This window comes from uncultured Rothia sp. (genome assembly GCF_963507905.1).
In the GTDB taxonomy this organism is placed as follows: domain Bacteria; phylum Actinomycetota; class Actinomycetes; order Actinomycetales; family Micrococcaceae; genus Rothia.
Genome location: NZ_CAUOUU010000011.1, coordinates 42,533 through 62,308, shown reverse-complemented (window position 1 = coordinate 62,308; position 19,776 = coordinate 42,533). Strand labels below are relative to the sequence as shown.

The window sequence follows — 19,776 nt, the reverse complement described above, 5'->3', positions numbered from 1 at the left end:
TAGGGTATCCGATGGGGGATAATGGCTCTATGCAGGTTTCCCTTAGTAGTAACTTTCCGGCTCTGTCACCGAACGATTCTTCCGCTCCCGCCCCTGACGGGGAGCTTCTGAGCGCCCTCATTGAGGAGGCAATCACCGCCTACTCCCCCGTGCCGCCTCAGGCGAGCGCCGATTCTGCCTCGATGCGTCAGAACCTGATGCAGCTGCTCTGCTGGGCGCATTCCCTGGAGCAGGTGGCTGGGCGCACGGTTGAGCGCGTGCAGATTCTGGGTACCGGTATGCGTTCCGTTGTGGTGCGTGTGGCGTATGAGCCTGCGGCCGAGTCTGCCCAGTCTTTCGAGTCTGCACAGTCTTTGCCGACCTCGATTATTGTGAAGCGTTACCGCCGTAAGGATTCGACGGTGAACGCGGGCGGTTTCGGGTACCTGCGTGAGCGCTACGGTTTGGAAGCGCTGAACCAGCAGGTTCCGGGTCTGTTCCCGCAGCTTTACGGTGCGGATGCTGAACTGCGCGTGCTGGCACTGGAGGATGTGAGCGACGGAACCGTGGAGGGCGAGCAGTATTCGGTCGCCCACGCCCTGCTGGAGGGCACCGAGGAGCAGGCGCTGGATGCGCTGAACTACTACATTGAGGCGTACCGTTCCCTTGCCGCCAGCGGCATTATGGGTGAGGCGGTCGAGGATTACCGCCTGAACCTGGCGCGTGCCGACCGCAAGGCGCAGTTCCCGGGTGCTATCGCCTCGCCGGGACTGGCTGAGCGCGGCTTGAAGAAGCTGTACGGTGTGGCTGATGAGGCGCGCGCACCCGAGCAGGGTGCTGACTCTAGCCCCGTCTCTGCCTCCGCTGAGCATGAGGATGCGCCCGTTCTTCCCGCCGCAGTTGAGGAGCTGTCCTTCCGCTTCCGCCGTGTTCTGCAGCCCTTCTTCACCAAGCGCCCGCCCGTGCCCGAGCAGTTCAAGCTCAACCGTGGACGTGTCTATATGCTCTCGTCGGGCGATTTTTCGCCGCAGAACGTGCTGATTGGTTCAGCGGACGGCGCGCAGGTGCGCATGGTCGATGCGGAGGGCACCTGCCTGCACCACCGAGGCTTCCCCTTCGTTGAGGCGATGCTGGGATTCCCCTCCTCGCCGGAGTACCCGCGCTACCGTGTGGACCGCAAAAAGGCGCTACCGGCGCTGTACTCTGCCCTCTTTGAGGACGCCCCGCTGGATGAGCACCTGGCGGAGGATTTGGCGGTGTGCACGGCGGTGACCGTGTGCGCCCTGTTGGAGCTGTACTTTTCTTCGGCACGTTCCGATCTGTTGCCTCGTATTCGCCGTGAGGGTGCGCAGCTGATGCGCTTGCTGTTGGAGATCGCCGGTTCTCAGGATGCAACCCTCGCCGAGTTCGCGAACCGTCTGGGGGCCGTTGAATAAGCAGCAGAGTAAACAGCGGATATAGCCTTCGACAAGGCTTTTTATAAGGATCAAAAACGTAAAGGGTGAGCCCACTGCAGAATGTGTCTGTAGCGGGCTCACCCCTTTAGCTTATTGACGGAGGTTATTTGGCGAAGACTCTTTAGCTGAGACTCTTTGGCGGAGCGCACCTGCTTGCCCTCTATCGGGGCCGCGAACTACCAGAACACTGAGCTACCAGAGCTCGTCCTCTGCACCGTAGGCGGCGAGTTCCTCACGAATCACCGACATCGACACCGAGGAGGAGTACCCGCGGCGAGCCAGCATCCCCAGCAGTCGGCGGGTCACCCTATCCTTTTCGGTGCGGTCACTGAAGTCCATGCCGGGGCGTAGCTTCTTACGCACCAGCTCGGCGGCGTCCTCGCGTTCCTGCTCGTCGGTGCGCTGAGCCAGTGCGTTCTCTGCCTCTTCACCGTGCACCCCGCGTTCAGCGAGCTCACGGCGCAGCGCGGCGCGGGAGAGCTTCTTGGTGCGGCTCTTCTGCGCCACGAACGTTTGGGCGTATTCGGCGTCGTCAATGAGTTTTGCCGCCTCGAATTTATCGAGCAGCGGTTCGATGAGCTCCGCGTCGAAGCCTTCTGCCTGCAGCTTCTTACGCAGCTGGCCTCGGGTTTTTGCCGAGTACGCCAGCTGGTTGTACACGATGGTTTTAGCGCGCGTGTAGGGGTCTGTTTCTTCCGCGGCGCGGGCGGCACGCACTTTCTGCTTCCAGGAAGGCACGTTGCCCTCCGGCGGTGAGGAAGCATGTCCCATCCGAGAGCTGCCCGGCTGGGAGCCCCGAGCTCGAGAACCGCCCTTTGGGGAACCATTCGAGGCGGCACGGCGCTTTCCGGTACCGACGCCCTGCGCCTCTTCCTCAGCGATACCGCGGATGAGTGCTTCTTCGGCGGGGGTGAGTTCTTCGTTCAAGCTACTTCCCTCCCTGAATAGGTTGCTCCCCGAGCCGCGGCCCGTGGAACTCTTGCGGGTTTCCTCATCGTCGCTGCGAGCCCCGAAGGCGGGCGCGTAGGGCGAACGGCTCCACATTTTCTCTTGCTGAACCGCGCTCATGCGGCGGAACCCGCGCTTGTAGTCGGTGTCCTTAGAGGCACGTGAAGACTTGCGTTTCTTCTGCTTATCCCGCTGAGCTGCTTGCCTCTCGATCTCTTCCTTTTCTTCGGCGGTGAGCCCCGATCCGATGGATGCCGCACCGGCTCGACTCATGCGGCCAGCCGCCATGGGGCGCGGCTCGGCACCGCCGGAGGTAAAGGCACGAACGGGCGCTTCGTCAATGGAGACGGCGGGCAGGTTCGGGTCAACGAGCAGGCTGCGGCGCTGCGACTCGCCGTCTTTCCCAGAGCCTGAGGGCACAGCATCGGAAAGTACAGCGCCGGAGGGCACAGCTTGCAGGGGTAGCTCGGGTACGCGGAACTCCCCCGCGTAATCGCCACCGTTATCGCGGGCGATGTTTTCTTCAACGAAGCCGTGCGCAGCGGGGTGCCAGTCCGGGAATTCCTCAGCGGCTACCGAATCCGCGGCCCTGTTCCGCGCCCACTTTTTGGGTGCCTTTTCTGTAGCCGCTGGCTTTTCCGCTATCGTTTCTGCGGGTGCCGCTTCTGCGGCTGTTGCTTCATCCGAGGGTACCCAGTATTCCCCCGCGTACTCTGCTTCAGGGTACAAAGGCTCTGCCGGATACGGAAGTTCATCCTCGTAGGGAGGCTCGTCAGGGTACGGAGGCGCGTCCTCATACGGGGGCTCGCCAGGGTACGGGGGCGCGTCAGGGTACGGGGGCGCGTCAGGGTACGGGGGCTCTTCAACAGCAGGAGGCGCTTCCCAGGTGAGAGTGAGCTCCGCCAGGGGCGCGGGCGCCTCAAAATTGAGCGCCTCGAAGCCGCCCACCTCAATCGGCGGGGCGGTGGATTCAAACGAACCAGTAGCTTCAAAAGAAATAACGGGCTCAAAGGAAACAGCGGGTTCAAAGGGAACAGGGGCAGAGAATGTAGCGTCCTGGAAAGCTGGGCTCTGGAAGGCTGAACCTTCCAGAGCTGAGGAACCGAAGTGTGGTTCGGTCGCGTCCAGCGCCGCAAAACCGGCGTCGCCGTCACGCACACTGTTGTGCTCGTGCTCTTCATGACCGTGCTGTTCCGTCATGCTCAGTTCCTCCTCTCCCCTGTGTTGGCTCGCTTGATATGTTGGCTCGCTTGATGAGTTGGGTTGCCTAATGGCCCGTGCGCCGGGCTATACGGCGCTCCCCCATTGTAACGAGGCGTTGTCTCGGCGCCCCCGATACGCCCGTTAACGTGCTTCTTCCGTTAACGACAGATTGCCGTGCACCGTGCGGAATGCACAGCACACGGCAATCAGTCGTGGCGTTAGCAAGAAGCTACGCGGGCGGGTTTAGAACTCCTCAGCCAGCTCGTCCAGCGGGTCGTTACCCTCGGACTCAGCAGCTGCCTGCTCGTCAGCTTCTTCCTCAATGATGCCCAGCTTCACCAGAACCTTGTACTGCAGTTCCTCGGTGAGCTCGGGGTTGTCCTTGAGCAGCTTACGAACGTTCTCGCGGCCCTGGCCCAGCTGCTCACCGTCGTAGGTGAACCATGCGCCGGACTTCTTGACGATGTCGTTCTCCACCGCCAGGTCCAGGATGCCGCCCTCAACGGAGATGCCCTCACCGTAGAGGATGTCGAACTCAGCCTGCTTGAAGGGCGGAGCCATCTTGTTCTTCACGATCTTGGCGCGGGTGCGGTTACCGATCGGGTTAGCGCCGTCCTTGAGGGTCTCAATGCGGCGGATGTCGATACGGACCGAAGCGTAGAACTTCAGCGCCTTACCACCGGTGGTGGTTTCGGGGGAGCCGAAGAAGACACCAATCTTCTCACGCAGCTGGTTGATGAAGATTGCGGTGGTGCCGGTTGCGGAGAGGCGACCGGTAATCTTACGCAGAGCCTGGCTCATGAGGCGAGCCTGCAGACCCACGTGGGAGTCACCCATGTCGCCTTCAATTTCGGCGCGGGGTACCAGTGCTGCAACGGAGTCGACTACCACGATATCAACGGCACCGGAACCAACCAGCATGTCCATGATTTCCAGTGCCTGCTCGCCGGTGTCGGGCTGAGAGACCAGCAGCTGGTCGATGTCCACGCCCAGCTTAGCCGCGTAAATCGGGTCCAGTGCGTGCTCGGCGTCGATGAACGCTGCCACGCCGCCTGCCTTCTGAACGTTCGCTACAGCGTGCAGTGCAACGGTGGTCTTACCGGAGGACTCGGGACCGTAAATCTCGATGACGCGGCCGCGGGGCAGACCACCAATACCCAGAGCGGCATCCAGAGCGATAGCGCCGGTGGAGATAACCTCGGTCTTGGTGATTTCCTTATCACCCAGGCGCATGACTGCACCCTTGCCGTAGTTCTTGTCGATCTGTGCCATCACGGCTTCAAGTGCCTTGGCGCGACCCTCTTCGGGAACGCGAGCTACGCTCTGAGACTTGGTGTTCTTAGCCACGGTAGTACCTCGTTCTTTGTGTTGTCAGTGGTTGACGGGAGTAATGTTTCTTCGGAATCGGTGGGACTCGTAATCGAGACCTTGAAGGTTTTGGCCTACCGGTTCCTTCTGAGACTACTCTAGGGTCACAGCCTGACAGGATAAGGCCATTTTTTAAAATCTGTGGAAAACTTTGAAGATTTTTCCGAAAAATTCCTGATGTGGAAAAGTCTAGCACGAGTCGAACAAAATTACGACCCAGTTTCGAATAAATCGGATAGGGTTTCGGCATATATTTTCGAAAAACCCCGGATTCTCGGCTAATTATTCGAAAATACCTCCCGCACAGGCGCTAGCACTCGAACAAATGCCAGGGAACAGACGCTAGGCCCGCCCATACGCTAGAACACGCCAGGCTCACTACCTAGCGCAACGGCTCCTTATCGGGACCCAGGCGGCGCTCCTGCGGAATCTCCTGCTCCTCACAGATTGCAAGCCACACGTCCTTCGGGTTAACGCCCTGATCCAGCGCCTCCGCAGCGGTCACATGGCCCAGCGAACCCAGCACCAAGTCACGCGCCAGCACCGGAGCATACCCAGCACCGAACTCATACTCCATGCACGCCCAAAATTCGCTCAGCTTCACAAGCGCTCCTTCCGCTTCACCGCTAGTTTGCTTCATAATTCGTCACATCGCCCGATAGTAAACCGAGAATAAGCGATGCCGCACACCCCCACCTTACGGGGATGCACGGCATCGCTTCACGTTTAGCGCGGCATGTGCCGCCTCTCGTTACTTCGAGAGAATGTAGTAATCGCTCTTGTACTGCTCAGACATTTCAGCCGGAACAGTATCCGGAATCTGAACGCCCTCGAGAACCGCCATACGGTCGGCAACCTCACGCAGCATCTGGGACATCGGAATGTCCAGAGCCTGGCAAATCCACGCCAGCAGTTCGGAGGAAGCTTCCTTCTGACCGCGCTCAACTTCGCTCAGGTAACCGAGGGAAACACGGGCACGCTGAGAAACCTCGCGCAGGGTGCGGCCCTGACGCTGGCGAACATCGCGAAGAACCTCACCGATTGCCTGTCGCAGGGGAACAACCTTAGCTTCCTCAACGACCGGGGCGACCTGTCGGGGGGTCTCCTCGATTTCCTTCCACTTAGTAATGCCATTAATCGATACGCGCTGCTTAGCCATGAGCTTCTATATCACTTTCCTGAGTAGGTATTCCCGACCTGCGGGACTGTACAGAGTTAAGCCTAACTGATTTTTGAGGCATGAGCTAGGAGCCTCGCCATTTTCGTCCTCTTCTTATGGCTTGTATCTATTCAAACAGGCGAACCTATGCCTTTATTCCTGCGGAGCTGAAAGAACCCTGTGAATATATTTGAACCGTAAATTTTTTTAGGTAGGCGCCGCACCGACGACGACACAGCCGTTCCAGGCGCCGCACAGCCCGGCACGCTACGCCAGCTCGTCCTTCAGAACCCCACCGGCGCCGCCGCGCACCGCACGCGCCAGCAAAGCAATCGCATCCGCGCTCGCCGCCGCACGAATCTGCGCCCGATCTCCCGAATAGTGGCGCTCAAACACCTCAGAACCACCCGGGGAACACACACCGATATAGACCGTACCCACCGGCTGGCCATCCGCAGGATCAGGACCGGCAACACCCGTGGTAGACACCGCATAATCGGCACCGCACACACGCGCCGCACCGACCGCCATCTGCACCGCCACCGCAGGATGCACCGCACCCTCACGCGCCAGCAGCTGAGCGTCCACGCCCAGCACCTGAGCCTTCACCTCGTAGGCATAGGAAATCACGCCGCCGCGGTAATACGCGGATGCGCCCGGCACCGTACAAATCGCGCCGCCCACATCCCCGCCGGTCAGCGACTCAGCTGTAGCCACCAGCACCGGGCCCTCCTGGGCGGCGCGCAACTGCACCGCATCACGTAGCAGCAGCGCCGCCGCCTCCGGGGTACCGGAGAAAACCTCAGCGGAGGAAAGCTCAAGGGACAGAGCATCTTCAAGTACGAGGGGAACCATTATTCTCTCCTTTCAGCGGCGAACCGCCGCTCAAAACCTCACGCGGCACACAACGCACCGCAGGTACAGCGAAGGGGAGCAGCACACGCCACTCCCCTCGCCTCTAATGACCGCCGCCCTGGGAGGCCTGAGCCTGCAACCAGTTACGACGCAAAATATACGCATCACGCACATACACCAGGCCGGTCCACACGGTAATCGCGGTGACCGCGCCCATCAGAACCCAACCAGGAATCAGCCAGCCAAGACCCAGCTGGCCCAGCGGCAGAAGCATCAGCACCAGCGCCACCGTCTGCAGAACGGTCTTAATCTTGCCGCCCTTACTAGCGGCCATCACACCGTACTTAATGACGAACAGACGCATGATCGTAATGCCCCACTCGCGCAGCAGAATCACAATCGTGACCCACCACCACAGCTCGCCCAGCGCCGACAGCACAATGAACGCCGCGCCAGTGAGGAACTTATCGGCAATCGGGTCAGCAATCTTACCGAAGCTCGTAATCAGGTTACGCGAGCGCGCCAGGTAGCCATCCGCCCAGTCCGTGAGCATAGCAAGAATAAAAATAATCCACGCCAGCCAGCGGTGCGTCGGATCAGCGGCACCAAAAGTACCGCCCGCAACCAGGGCAACAATGAAGAAAGGAACCGCAATAATACGCAGAACCGTCAACACATTCGGCACATTCCAGTTCGAAGGCTTCGCTGTGCTGACCGCACCGGCGGGTGCGGAATTGCGAGCTTCACTCATAACGGCTCCTTACGGGTAGATGGCTTTCGACGGTGAGAGACCGCGTACGCACCGACACCTAAACGTATCGGGGATACGCAAACACCCCGTACCGTCCATTATACGTGTGCCGTAGCAGACATCACAGGGATGATACGGGGTGCATGTCGCACGCTCACTCAGCTGAGTGGACTCAGCCGAATGGATAGGGCGCTGAGGGGCTAGCGGCCGGTCAGCTGCCAGGCGTCCTCCGAGCCCTCATCATCGGGCTCATCGAAATAGTCGGTGACCGGCTCGCCCGGGTCCACGGCATTCGCGTAAGGGTCAGCAGCCGGAGGCTCCTCACCGCGAATACGCGCCAGGGTCGCCTGCAAGTCATCCGGGCGGATGAGCACCTCACGTGCCTTCGAGCCCTCCGAGGGGCCCACCACGCCCTGCGACTCCAGCAGGTCCATGATGCGGCCAGCCTTCGCGAAGCCCATGCGTAGCTTACGCTGCAGCATCGAGGTCGAACCGAACTGGGTCGTAATCACAATCTCCGCCGCCTGCAGCAGATCGTCGAGGTCATCGCCGATTTCCTCATCAATCTGTTTCTTCGCGGCAGAGACCATCACGTCCTCACGGTAGATGGTCGGCGCCTGCTTCTTCACGTGCTCAACCACGGCGTGAATCTCAGACTCAGACACCCACGCACCCTGAACACGCATCGGCTTCGAAGCACCCATCGGCAGGAAGAGCGCATCACCCTGACCGATCAGCTTCTCCGCGCCGGGCTGATCCAGCACCACGCGAGAGTCAGTGACCGAGGAGGTCGCAAACGCCATACGAGACGGAACGTTCGCCTTAATCAGACCGGTCACCACATCCACCGACGGACGCTGGGTCGCCAGCACCAGGTGAATACCCGCCGCACGCGCCAGCTGCGTAATACGAACAATCGCCTCTTCCACGTCACGCGGGGCGACCATCATCAGGTCGGCGAGCTCGTCAACAATCACCAGCAGGTACGGGTACTCGTGCACCGTGCGCTTGCTACCGGGATCGGGCTGAACTTTACCCTCACGCACCGCCTTGTTGAAGTCGTCCACGTGCTTGTAGCCGTAGTGGGCGAGGTCGTCGTAGCGGGCATCCATCTCACGAACCACCCACTGAAGAGCCTCAGCAGCCTTCTTCGGGTTCGTAATGATGGGCGTAATCAGGTGCGGAATACCCTCATAGGCAGTCAGCTCCACACGCTTCGGGTCAACCATCACCAGGCGCACTTGGTCCGGGGTTGCACGCATCAGAATCGAGGTAATCATCGAGTTCACGAACGAGGACTTACCGGCACCGGTCGCACCGGCGACCAGCATATGCGGCATCTTCGCGAGGTTCGCCAGCACGAAGCCGCCCTCAACGTCCTTACCCACACCCATGACCATCGGGTGCTGGTTCGCGTGAGCCTGCGGGGAACGCAACACGTCGCCCAGGGCCACGGTCTCGCGGTCCGTATTCGGAATCTCAATACCGATTGCGGACTTACCCGGAATCGGGGACAGAATACGAACATCCGGGCTCGCCACAGCGTACGCAATGTTCTTGCTCAGCGCGGTCACGCGCTCCACCTTCGTGGCGGGACCCAGCTCAATCTCGTAGCGGGTCACGGTCGGGCCGCGCGAGAAGCCGGTGACCTGCGCATCCACCTTGAACTGCTCCAGCACGTTCGTCAAAGCTTCAACCACGTGCTCGTTGACTTCGGAGGATTCCTTAGCGGGCGGGCCAGAAACCAGCATCTCCTCAGAAGGCAGCACGTACGCGCCGCGGGAGGACTGCACAACCTGCTCGCCGCGCGCCCGCTCGGTGGTCGCCACCTGAGTATTGTTCTGCAGCGGGCGGGATGCGCCAGCCTCGGGCGCTCGCGAAGCCGCGGGAGCCGCGTTCTTCGGGTGAGCACCCGGCGAGTGCATGCGGGTCGGAATCGGAGGCTGAGCCGCGGGTGCGGCAGGAGCCTGGGACGCGGAAGCCGAGGCGGCAGACTGCGCAGGGTTCACCACCTGGTGCGGCTTAGTCTGCGGTGCAGCTTCCTCAGAAGCGCCGAAGCCGTCATATGCCTCAACATCAAAGAGAGGCTCCTCGCCAGGAATACGGTTCACGCGGCCGTTCGCCACAGCGGCGCGCTGCACCTGATCCAGGCGGGCTGCGGGCGCATCCGACGCCTCAACGTCGAAGAGGTCAGGGCTGCTCGAATAAGCGCCGTTCTGTGCAGAGGTACCCTGGGCTGACGCACCCTGCGCGGCCGGTGCCTGGTTGAGGCGACCGGGCAGACGGGACAGACGGTTCGGCTTAGCCGCCGGGCGCGCCTGCTGAGCGGATCCCCGCGCAGAATCCTGTGCAGAGTCCTCCTGCTGTACCGGCATCTGCGTGGTCTCCGGGTGAGTCTCATCCACCACGGCGCTCACGAATGCTTCATCACCGGCGTACTCGTCCAGGGAAGAATCGGTCGACGCAGCGGGAGCAATGCCCAACCAACCGCGCAGACGCGAGAGCAGTCCACCAGACTTCTGAGCCGAGCGCGCCGGCTTCTCATCGTCACCGTACAGGTAGCTGCGGTCGTGCTCCTCAGCGTTCAGGTCCACGGTCTGAGTCGCATCCGAAGGGCTATCATTCGCGGAGGTTCGGGTCGTACCATTAGGCTTCTCTCCCAGAGCCAGACCGACCAGGTGCAGGGTACGCGGCACCACCTGACGAATCGGAGTGTTCGTCAGAACCATCAGACCGGCAATACCCAGCAGCAGATGAATCAGAATCTCAACGAACGCAATATGGCCGCTCACCCGCACAATGGGGGTGCCCAGCAGCACGCCGGCCACGCCACCGCCAGCCCAGACGGCGTCAAAACCATCCGCGAACGTCGGGTGACCCGCATGGCGCGCAAAGAACAGAGAGGTCGCCACCAGCATGATGAAGGAGCCCAACGCCACGCGGTTATTACGCTTAATCAGGTCGGGCCCACGGAAAACACACCACGCCATGATGAGGCAAAGCACCGGAATCAGCAGGGCACCCTGGCCGAAAATACCGCCCAGCATGGTGTGCCAGGCGTCCAGGGGCGCTCGCAACAAACCGAGGGAAGTGTGCGCACGCCAGTTGTACCACTCCACTCCGGCGCTAATCAGGCCGAACAGCAGAATGGTGAGCGCGCCGCCGTCACGACGGTCTTCGGGCGCAAGGTCGGTGCGCACCGCGCCAATGGAGCGGAACAGCCCACCGATAGCGTGAGCGATGCTCAGCCAGACGGAGGAGATAGCGCCCGCTACAGGGTTCGCCGCGTTGGCACCGCGCTGCGCACCGCCTCGGGAGGTGGTGCGCTTGCGGGTGGTCTTCTTAGTGTTTGCTTTAGTAGGGGTCGTGTTACGACCCTTCGTGGTCCGTGGAGCCATACCTTTTAGGGTATCAACCTTCCCGTTAATGTACCGATTCTTTCGTTATCAGTGAGCTAAAAAGTGCGCCCCGCCCTGTGCCTATGAGGGCATTGATAGGGCGCTGATGAGGCGCTTCTCCCCTACTGCGTTCGCTTTCGCCTAGCTTTCACGCAGCTTTCACCCATACGTTCCGCAGATACACGGCAGGCGGGGCCGACACCAATGTATCGACCCCGCCTTTCGCTATGACAGGCATTTAGCCTCGCGCAGAGTGTTAGTTCTTCGCAGCCTTCGAGGTGTTCTCAACAACCACGGGAACAATCATGGGCTTGCGGCGCAGACGGCGAGAAATCCAGGCACCGATGGTGCGGCGCACGATCTGCTGCAGCTGCTGCACGGTGTGCACCTTTTCGGGTGCGCGGTGCAGAGCATCCTCCAGAGCGGCGGTAATCTTCGGAACGATCTCGTCGAAGACCGAGTCGTCCTCAGCGATACCGCGAGCGTGAATATCCGGACCGGTCACCACGCGCTTGGTGGCGCGATCCACCACGGTCACGATGGACACGAAGCCCTCTTCACCCAGGATGCGGCGGTCCTTCAGGTCGCTCTCGGTGACCTCACCGACAGAGCGGCCGTCAACGTACAGGTACTCGCAGGGAACCTCGCCCACCACGGACGCCACGCCATCGCGCAGGTCCACAACGGTGCCGGACTCGCAGAGCAGCACGTTCTTCTTCGGAACGCCGGTCTCCATCGCCAGGTCACCGCTAGCAATCAGGTGGCGAACCTCGCCGTGAACCGGCATAACATTCTTCGGCTTGAGGATGTTGTAGCAGTACAGCAGCTCACCCGCGGCAGCGTGACCGGAAACGTGGACCTTCGCGTTGCCCTTGTGCACCACGTTAGCGCCCAGCTTCATGAGGGCGTTGATGATGCGGAAGACGCTGGTCTCGTTACCGGGAATCAGCGAGGAGGCGAGCACCACGGTGTCGCCGGGCTCAATCTGAATCTTGTGGTCACCGTTCGCCATGCGCGACAGTGCCGCCATCGGCTCGCCCTGCGAACCGGTGCACATCATCACGATCTGGTCGGGGCGGTAGTCGTCAACCTTCTTCAGGTCCACCAGCACGTTGGCGGGAACCTTCAGGTAGCCCAGCTTCTCAGCGATGGTCATGTTGCGGACCATGGAGCGGCCCACGAGCACGACCTTGCGGCCACGCTCAGCGGCTGCGTCCAGAACCTGCTGCACACGGTGAACGTGCGAGGAGAAGGACGCCACAATGATGCGGCCGCTCGCGTCACGGAATACGTTCGACAGCACCGGACCGATGTGCTTCTCGGTCGGGGTGAAGCCGGGAACCTCAGCGTTGGTGGAGTCCGGCAGGAACAGGTCCACGCCCTCCTCGCCCAGGCGAGCGAAGTGGCGCAGGTCGGTGATGCGGCCATCCAGCGGCAGCTGGTCCATCTTGAAGTCACCGGTGTGCAGAACCTTGCCAGCCTTGGTACGGATGTAAACAGCCAGTGCGTCCGGAATCGAGTGGTTCACAGCAACGAACTCGCACTCGAACGGGCCGAAACGCTCCACCTGGTGTTCCTTCACCGCGAGGGTGTAGGGCTTGATGCGGTGCTCGGCGAGCTTCGCCTCGACCAGCGCCAGGGTCAGTTCGGAGCCGACCAGGGGGATGTCGGGGCGGCGGCGCAGCAGGTAAGGAACCGCACCGATGTGGTCCTCGTGGCCGTGGGTCAGCACCATGGCGACCACGTCGTCCAGACGGTCGACAATGTAGCTGAAGTCGGGCAGAATCAGGTCCACGCCGGGCTGGGACTCTTCGGGGAAGAGCACGCCGCAGTCAACAATCAGCAGCTTGCCGTTGATTTCGTACACGGTCATGTTACGACCGACTTCGCCCAGACCGCCCAGGGGCACCACGCGCAGGGTGTCCTTCTTCAGGCGGGGAGGCAGGGGAAGATTCGCTTCAAAGACGCTCATCGTGTGTCTCCTCTTTCTTCTATGTTTTCTTGTGATGTCTGTGATTCGTAGGCGACGCTTCGTACCGCAAGCACCCCAGCCGACTCTCATGTGCCGAGGCGGTGGTGCTGCCGGTGCGTCCAAATCACCGAAAGTATTCAAAAGTATTCGGGGCGTAGTGCTCGGGTGCCTCTGACTAAGTTGGACCCCTGTCTGAGTGGGAGCCGAATCATTGGGCGGTAAACCGCGACAATACGCCAGAGCGGACCCCTCACCTAGTGTTAGGTGTGGAGTCCGCATCCGTTGGCTACATCACTCGCCCCGAAAGCGGGGCGTAGGGTAGCCGAATTCCTCTATATATACGCTCCCGACGCCATTGCGTGCGCCGGGTATGCGTCAAAGTTTAGGAGTTCTTGAGGGTGTGAGCGATGCTCGAGGAGAGCAGGTCAGCTCGCATAGCCTGTGCCACCTCCGGCTCGGAGAGTACGTGCGGCAGGCGAACGACGGGCTCATCCAGCACACCCTGCCAGGAAAGAATTTCCTTGGCGGCAACGCAACCGGGCGCACGGCCCATAGTTGCGCGGACAATCGGAGTCAGTTCCAGGTGAAGACGCTGCGCCTCCACCAAATCCTGTGCAACAACAGCATCAATCAGGGCACGGAAGAGTGCGGGTGCCACATGTGCGGTCACCGAAACGAGGCCGACGGCGCCCATTGCCATCCAGGGAAGGGTCAGTCCGTCATCGCCGCTGTAGTAGTGCAGGTCGGTGGTTGCCATGACTTCGGTTGCGGCGCCGAAGTCTGCCTTGGCGTCTTTCACCGCTACAATACTATCAATTTCTGCCAGGCGGCGGTAGGTTTCGGGTGCGATGGGGATGCCCGCACGACCCGGAATATCGTACAGCATGACGGGGGTCTCAGTTGCTTGAGCAACAGTCGCAAAATGGGCGTAGACACCCGGCTGAGTCGGCTTGTTGTAGTAGGGGGTTACGACCAGCAGGCCGTCCACACCAATCTTTTCGGCGCGGTGCGCCAGCTCAATAGTGTGTGCGGTGTCGTTCGAACCAACACCGGCAATAATCTTCGCACGAGAGCCGACGGTGTCCTTCACGATCTGGAAGACACGCTCGTTCTCGTCATCGGTCATGGTGGAGTATTCACCGGTGGTACCGCAGACCACCAGACCGTCGTGGCCGTTCTCCACAAGGTAGTTCGCCAGGTCCGCGACCTGCTTTTCGTCAACGGAACCGTCCTTGGCGAAGGGGGTCACCATTGCGGTCAGGAGGCGACCGAAGACGGGCTCAACAAAAGTACCGGGGTTCGAAAGGTTCTCAGACATATGTCCAGAGTACGCCCGAAATGCAGATTTTTGCTATAGAACGCATAAATTTTCATACGTGTTCTACTATTCGGACTCTTTCAAACCCGCGGTACTTCCGCGAGAGCCTATGAAACCGGGCACACAGCCTCGGCGTTATCAGCCTCATACCGAAACTAAATGCGGTACCGGCTACGGACTGCCAAGGACAGCGCCTACCGCATACCCTTCGCTGCACCGCCCGAACGCAACGCCCACGCATTACGCATCGCCGCGCGGGCACGCTTGCGCTCACCACCGGCATCGTACATGCACGCCAGGTTGAACCACGCCTTCCAGTTCTCGGGGTCCTGCTCAACCGCCGCCGCGAAGCCCTCAAACTCCACCGCCGCAGCCTCACGATCCACGCGACCCGCAGGGGTGCGAGGCAGGGTATCCTCCGCCAGTTCGTCTGAAGCCGCCAGCTCCTGAGCCATACGCTGAATACGAGCGCCGAAAAGCACCTCACGCACCAGCGCCCACGCACCCAGAATCGGAAGCAGGATCATACCCGCACCAAGAACAATGCCCGCCACAGAGCCGGAGGTCAGCATCACGAACCCCTGCTGCGCAATATGCACCAGGTACAGGGTCAGCAGCGCGCAGGTCAGCGCCGCGAAGGTCTTACCGAATCCGCCCGCATCCACCGTCACGAAGACGGCACTAAAAATCAGCACGCCCAGAATAGAGGCACGCGCCGTCAGCGGCAGCGGAAGAATCAGCACGGTCAGAACCATCAGCACGCATGCGCAGACGGTCCACAGGCGCAGCGACGTCCACCAGGGGCTAGGAGCCTCGGAAGATACCTGCGAGTTCTCGGGTGAAGTCTGTTCAGACATAACGCTCCCCTACGACAAATCCATGTAGGCGTCCAAGCCCACGCTCAAACCCGGATGCGCCGCCACCTCACGCACGCCCAGCAACACGCCGGGCATGAAGGAGGCACGGTCAAAGGAATCGTGACGAATCACCAGCTGCTGACCGGGGTCACCCAGCAGAATCTCCTGATGCGCCACCATGCCGCGCAGACGCACCGCGTGCACGTGAATATCGTCAATCACGGCGCCGCGCGAACCCAAAGGGTCGGAGGTGGTGGCGTCCGGGCTTGCACCCACGCCAGCCTCCGCGCGGGCGGCGGCAACCTTGCGGGCGGTGTGCACGGCGGTGCCGGAGGGGGCATCCACCTTGTTCGGGTGGTGAATCTCGATGATTTCTACCGACTCGAAGTAGCGTGCCGCCTTCGCCGCGAACTCGGTGGCGAGAATCGAACCAATCGCAAAGTTCGGGGCGATGAGCACACCCACCTCGGGGTGCTCAGCCAGCAGTTCGCGCAGGGAGTTCAGACGCTCGGGGGTCCAACCGGTCGTACCGACCACCGCGTGCATACCGTGCTCCACCGCGAAACGCACATTCGCCTCGCTGGAATCGGGAACGGTCAGGTCAATAACAATCTCTGCACCGGCATCGACCAGCTCCTGCAGGTCGTCGCCGCGGCCCAGTGCCGCCACCAGGTCCATGTCTGCGGAGGTGTTGACGGCGCGCACCGCCTCAGAACCCATACGGCCCGCGGCACCAAGTACCGCTACCTTCCAGATTTTTTCGTTACCCTCGTGGGTCATGATTCTCTCCTCCGTAACTTATGAGCACCCCGACGATGGGGCAGACGCTGTGACGTACAGCCTCTATTATCCCCCGTGTGGGCGCAGTTCACGCCATCACACACACGAGATGAGATACCCTGCAGAACCTCAGCAGTATAAAAACAAAATCTTATATGCGTCATATACGGGCATTTATCCGTCATCTAAAGATAGCAACCATATAATTAGGAAGTATTTCTATAATTTCCGTCCTACGGAGTACACAGACAGTATGAAGTCCCTCTTTACCTCCTCCGTGCGTCCAGATGAGGCTAACCGGCGTTATATTCTGCCGGGTCTGGACGGCCTGCGAGCAATCGCTGTGCTCCTCGTGATGGTGTACCATTTCTGGCCCACCGTACTACCCGGCGGCATGATTGGCGTGGATATCTTCTTCGTCATCTCCGGTTTCCTGATTACCTCCCTGCTTCTGCGTGAAGGTGCTCTCACCGGAAAAATTGCCCTGGGCAACTTCTGGATTCGCCGTGCCCGCCGACTGCTTCCCGCCATCGCCCTGCTGATTCTGGTCATGGGACCGGTCAGCCTGCTCATTGGCGGCGATATTCAGGTGAACCTCGGCCGACAGCTCGCCGGTGCGGCGACCTTCTCGTCCAACTGGATTTCCATTTTTGCCGGTAACGACTACTTCGCGCAGACCTCCCCGGAGCTCTTCACGAACTTCTGGTCCCTGGCAGTGGAAGAACAGTTCTACGTGGTGTGGCCGCTGCTGATTGTTGGCGCCGGCGTGCTGTTGCGCCGTTCGTGGCGTCGCTTCAGCGTGGTTATGGTGCTGGGCATTATTGCGTCGTTGAGCATTGCTACCGCACTACTGATATCCGGCGCACCCATTAGCCGCGTCTACTACGGCACCGATACTCACCTGTACGGCCTGCTACTCGGCGCCCTGCTGGCGTTTGCGCGCCCCTGGTCGCTGTACCCACCGCTGCAGCAGTCCGTGCTGTACCGCGTGGCTCAGCCCTTCGGCCTGGTCGCTTTCGCCCGCGTCATGATCAGCTGGCTGTCCTTGTTCGCGCTGATTCCCTACGCAATCCTCGTTCCCGAATCTGCACCCGGTGCGATTCCCTGGGGTCTGTTCGGTGCTTCCCTGCTGGCGCTGGGCGTGATTCAGGGCATGCTGCCCGATATGCTCGCTGGCGCATCCGAGATGCTGCGTCGCCTGCTGAACTTCGCTCCCCTGCGTTGGGTGGGCGAACGTTCCTACGGCCTGTACCTGTGGCACTGGCCGCTCGCCGTGGTCATGCACTACGCTCTGGGTGCGGACCGCTCCCCGCTGGTGAACGTGGGTGTTCTGGTGGCGACCTTCGCTATCGCGGAGATGTCTTTCCGCTGGGTTGAGACCCCGATTCGCCGTTACGGTTTCCGCGGTAGCGCTAACCGTGCGGTGGCGGCGTTCCAGTCCTCGCGCACTAAGTTCCTGCCGGTTTCGGTGGTTCTGGCTGTTGTTGTGGCGGCTGCTTCGACCGGCCTGGCGGTGCACACCGCTCCCGCTATGACCGCCGCGCAGCAGTCCGTTGAGGACGGCAAGCGTGCCGCCGCTGAACGTCTGAAGGCGCGCCAGGAGGCGCAGGCTGCGAGCGCATCGGCAAGCCCGAGCGCAACGGGTAAGGACGCGAAGGCTTCGGCAAGTCCCTCGGCGTCGAAGGCTGCAACCGGTTCGGTGAACTCCTCGCAGGTGACCATTGTGGGTGACTCCATTGTGGTGGCGGTATCCCCCGAGCTGTACGACAAGATGCCCGAAGCAACTATTGACGCGCAGGAAGCACGCACCATCGCCAAGGCCCTGCCGATTATTAAGTCCATGGGTGCCAACGGCCAGATTCGTAAGACCTTCGTGCTGTCGGTGACCGCGAACTCGACTATTCTGGATGGTCAGCTCGACGAGGTTCTGGCGGCTATGCCTGCCGATTCTAAGCTGGTGCTGGTCACCGGTTACGGTCCGCGCAACCTGACCTGGATTGACTACTCGAACGGTAAGATTCGTGAGTTTGCGGCTCAGCATTCTAACCGAGTAATTATTGCGGATTGGAACTCTACGATCCGCCAGGCTCTGCAGACTCAGAGCGGTCTGCTGGCCTCTGACGGCGTTCACCCTGAGGCTGCCGGTCAGGAGCTGTACGCTCAGGTGCTGATGGAGGCTATTGCCAAGGCACAGAAGTAGTAGCTCTCAGAGGTTTCTTTTCGGGTGCTGCCGCTCATGCTGAGCGTCAAGAGCATGGGCGGCAGAACGCTCGGAAGCACTTCTTAGAAGCGCCTCTGCGTTAGACACCGATACAAACAAAATGCCCGTTCCCTCCCCCGATTTAGTGGGGTGTGGGAACGGGCATTTTTGTGCCTTATTCGCGTTGAGGGTTAGCGCACGATGGTGGTAATCATCTGCTGCTGCCCCAGGTACGCCGCCAGGTCGCGAACCTCCTCCAGGGAGACCGCGCGGATCTTCTCCAGCAGCTCATCGGTGCTCGTGAACAGTCCAGAGTCCAGCTCGGCGCGGCCCAGGCGGGACATGCGCGAGCCCGAATCCTCGCTACCGAGCACGGTGGAGCCGGCCAGCTGGCCGCGGACCTTCGTCAGCTCCTCCTCGGTAATACCGGCGGTGGCGAGCTTATCGAACTCGTAGCCCATGACCTCGCGCACCTGCTCGGTCTTAGCGGGCAGGCAGCCGGCGTACATGCCGAAGTAGCCGGCATCCGAGTACGCACCGGAGAACGCAAACGTGCTGTACGCCAGACCGCGCTTCTCACGAATCTCCTGGAACAGACGCGAAGACATGCCCGCACCGAATGCGCTGGTCAGCACGCTCATTGCGTAGCGGCGGTCGTCACCAGCGATAATGCTCGGGCTGCCCATCACAATGTTGGTCTGTTCGAAGCCTTTCTCCACCTCACGCAGCTCGCTCAGCGGAACAATGCCGCTGTCGGTGCGTACACGACGCGGTGCCGGTGCCACGCCCTCCTGTAGGTTCCAGCCGTAGCGGGTCAGCGCCTCCAGCACGAGGCGGACCATGGTGCTGTGCTCCAGCGAACCGGCGGCAGAAATGACCAGGCGGTCCGGGGTGTAGTAGCGCTTGTAGTGCTCCCACACGGCGTCACGCGGCACCTCGGTAATCTCCTGCGGGGTACCGCCAATGGGGCGGCCCAGCGGGTTCTCACCCATGAGCTGCTCCACGAAGTTCTCGAAAGCAACGTCGGTCGGGTCGTCCTGGTCCATGGCGATCTCTTCGAGGATCACACCGCGTTCTTGTTCCAGGTGAGCCGGGTCCAGCAGGGCGTTGGTGACCATGTCGGTGATGACGTCCACCGCCATGGGTGCGTCATCGTCGAGCACACGCGCGTAGTAGCAGGTGTGCTCCTTAGCGGTCAGGGCGTTGGATTCGCCGCCTACCGCGTCGAAGGAGGATGCGATGTCCAGGGCGGTGCGGGTGCCGGTGCCCTTGAACAACAGGTGCTCCAGGAAGTGGGTGGAGCCGAGCATTCCGGGGGCTTCGTCGCGGGAGCCGACTCCCACCCAGAATCCGATGGATACGCCGCGGGTCCCGGGCATTTTTTCGGTAATCACGCGTACGCCACCGGGCAGGATGGAGCGGCGCACCTCGTTACCGCCTACACCCTCGTAGATGAGGCGGCCGTGCTCGTAGTTGAGCTCTTCGGCGATGGCCTCAAGCTCGACGGGTAGGGAAATAGACATAGAGAGAA

General features: G+C 61.1%; 14 protein-coding genes. 2 read left to right on the top strand and 12 right to left on the bottom strand.

Annotated elements, in window-relative coordinates:
- Positions 1 to 29 precede the first annotated feature (29 nt).
- On the top strand, positions 30 to 1,415 hold the full coding sequence (locus tag RQ593_RS07565; protein WP_070692047.1) for a hemin ABC transporter substrate-binding protein: 1,386 nt from the start codon (positions 30 to 32) through the stop codon (positions 1,413 to 1,415).
- A gap of 213 nt (positions 1,416 to 1,628) precedes the next feature.
- Here RQ593_RS07565 and RQ593_RS07560 read toward each other — a convergent pair whose 3' ends face one another.
- From RQ593_RS07560 to dapB, 11 genes are all read right to left on the bottom strand, one after another.
- The gene (locus tag RQ593_RS07560) at positions 1,629 to 3,584 is read right to left on the bottom strand and encodes a regulatory protein RecX (RefSeq protein ID WP_311450239.1); all 1,956 of its coding nucleotides are present in this window, start codon (positions 3,582 to 3,584) and stop codon (positions 1,629 to 1,631) included.
- Positions 3,585 to 3,830: 246 nt separating this feature from the next.
- Complete coding sequence (gene recA, locus RQ593_RS07555) at positions 3,831 to 4,934, bottom strand: recombinase RecA (RefSeq protein WP_005507111.1); 1,104 nt, start codon at positions 4,932 to 4,934, stop codon at positions 3,831 to 3,833.
- Between the two features lie 403 nt (positions 4,935 to 5,337).
- Positions 5,338 to 5,559, bottom strand: a complete 222-nt coding sequence (locus RQ593_RS07550; RefSeq protein ID WP_005507110.1) for a DUF3046 domain-containing protein — start codon at positions 5,557 to 5,559, stop codon at positions 5,338 to 5,340.
- 147 nt (positions 5,560 to 5,706) lie between these two features.
- Positions 5,707 to 6,114: a helix-turn-helix domain-containing protein gene (locus RQ593_RS07545; RefSeq protein WP_005507109.1), complete on the bottom strand. Its 408-nt coding sequence runs from the start codon at positions 6,112 to 6,114 to the stop codon at positions 5,707 to 5,709.
- A 267-nt stretch (positions 6,115 to 6,381) separates the two neighbouring features.
- Positions 6,382 to 6,972 (bottom strand): CinA family protein, encoded by a 591-nt coding sequence (locus tag RQ593_RS07540; protein WP_070629130.1) that lies wholly within the window; start codon positions 6,970 to 6,972, stop codon positions 6,382 to 6,384.
- A gap of 100 nt (positions 6,973 to 7,072) precedes the next feature.
- Positions 7,073 to 7,720: a CDP-diacylglycerol--glycerol-3-phosphate 3-phosphatidyltransferase gene (gene pgsA / locus RQ593_RS07535; RefSeq protein WP_049345100.1), complete on the bottom strand. Its 648-nt coding sequence runs from the start codon at positions 7,718 to 7,720 to the stop codon at positions 7,073 to 7,075.
- 200 nt (positions 7,721 to 7,920) lie between these two features.
- A complete protein-coding gene (locus RQ593_RS07530; RefSeq protein WP_303983237.1) occupies positions 7,921 to 11,118 on the bottom strand; it encodes a DNA translocase FtsK in 3,198 nt (1,065 codons plus the stop codon).
- A 256-nt stretch (positions 11,119 to 11,374) separates the two neighbouring features.
- Positions 11,375 to 13,090: a ribonuclease J gene (locus RQ593_RS07525; protein ID WP_049348890.1), complete on the bottom strand. Its 1,716-nt coding sequence runs from the start codon at positions 13,088 to 13,090 to the stop codon at positions 11,375 to 11,377.
- 382 nt (positions 13,091 to 13,472) lie between these two features.
- Positions 13,473 to 14,408 (bottom strand): 4-hydroxy-tetrahydrodipicolinate synthase, encoded by a 936-nt coding sequence (gene dapA, locus RQ593_RS07520; RefSeq protein ID WP_070600699.1) that lies wholly within the window; start codon positions 14,406 to 14,408, stop codon positions 13,473 to 13,475.
- 194 nt (positions 14,409 to 14,602) lie between these two features.
- Entirely contained in the window at positions 14,603 to 15,265 is a 663-nt protein-coding gene (locus RQ593_RS07515; RefSeq protein WP_070847180.1) for a tetratricopeptide repeat protein, read from the bottom strand.
- A gap of 9 nt (positions 15,266 to 15,274) precedes the next feature.
- Entirely contained in the window at positions 15,275 to 16,045 is a 771-nt protein-coding gene (dapB, locus tag RQ593_RS07510; protein WP_311450238.1) for a 4-hydroxy-tetrahydrodipicolinate reductase, read from the bottom strand.
- 253 nt (positions 16,046 to 16,298) lie between these two features.
- On the opposite strand from dapB, the gene RQ593_RS07505 reads away from it, so the two are divergent.
- Positions 16,299 to 18,245 (top strand): acyltransferase family protein, encoded by a 1,947-nt coding sequence (locus RQ593_RS07505; RefSeq protein ID WP_311450237.1) that lies wholly within the window; start codon positions 16,299 to 16,301, stop codon positions 18,243 to 18,245.
- A gap of 191 nt (positions 18,246 to 18,436) precedes the next feature.
- Here the strand turns inward: RQ593_RS07505 and RQ593_RS07500 are convergent, their stop codons facing one another.
- A complete protein-coding gene (locus RQ593_RS07500) occupies positions 18,437 to 19,768 on the bottom strand; it encodes a pitrilysin family protein (RefSeq protein ID WP_311450236.1) in 1,332 nt (443 codons plus the stop codon).
- Positions 19,769 to 19,776: the final 8 nt, after the last annotated feature.

Bases quoted from the DNA above. Each gene is read 5' to 3' on its own strand.
- dapA (WP_070600699.1), bottom strand. From the start codon at position 14,408: ATGTCTGAGAACCTTTCGAACCCCGGTACTTTTGTTGAGCCCGTCTTC.
- RQ593_RS07505 (WP_311450237.1), top strand. From the start codon at position 16,299: ATGAAGTCCCTCTTTACCTCCTCCGTGCGTCCAGATGAGGCTAACCGG.
- RQ593_RS07515 (WP_070847180.1), bottom strand. From the start codon at position 15,265: ATGTCTGAACAGACTTCACCCGAGAACTCGCAGGTATCTTCCGAGGCT.
- dapB (WP_311450238.1), bottom strand. From the start codon at position 16,045: ATGACCCACGAGGGTAACGAAAAAATCTGGAAGGTAGCGGTACTTGGT.
- RQ593_RS07565 (WP_070692047.1), top strand. From the start codon at position 30: ATGCAGGTTTCCCTTAGTAGTAACTTTCCGGCTCTGTCACCGAACGAT.
- RQ593_RS07560 (WP_311450239.1), bottom strand. From the start codon at position 3,584: ATGACGGAACAGCACGGTCATGAAGAGCACGAGCACAACAGTGTGCGT.
- RQ593_RS07530 (WP_303983237.1), bottom strand. From the start codon at position 11,118: ATGGCTCCACGGACCACGAAGGGTCGTAACACGACCCCTACTAAAGCA.
- RQ593_RS07545 (WP_005507109.1), bottom strand. From the start codon at position 6,114: ATGGCTAAGCAGCGCGTATCGATTAATGGCATTACTAAGTGGAAGGAA.
- RQ593_RS07525 (WP_049348890.1), bottom strand. From the start codon at position 13,090: ATGAGCGTCTTTGAAGCGAATCTTCCCCTGCCTCCCCGCCTGAAGAAG.
- RQ593_RS07500 (WP_311450236.1), bottom strand. From the start codon at position 19,768: ATGTCTATTTCCCTACCCGTCGAGCTTGAGGCCATCGCCGAAGAGCTC.
- pgsA (WP_049345100.1), bottom strand. From the start codon at position 7,720: ATGAGTGAAGCTCGCAATTCCGCACCCGCCGGTGCGGTCAGCACAGCG.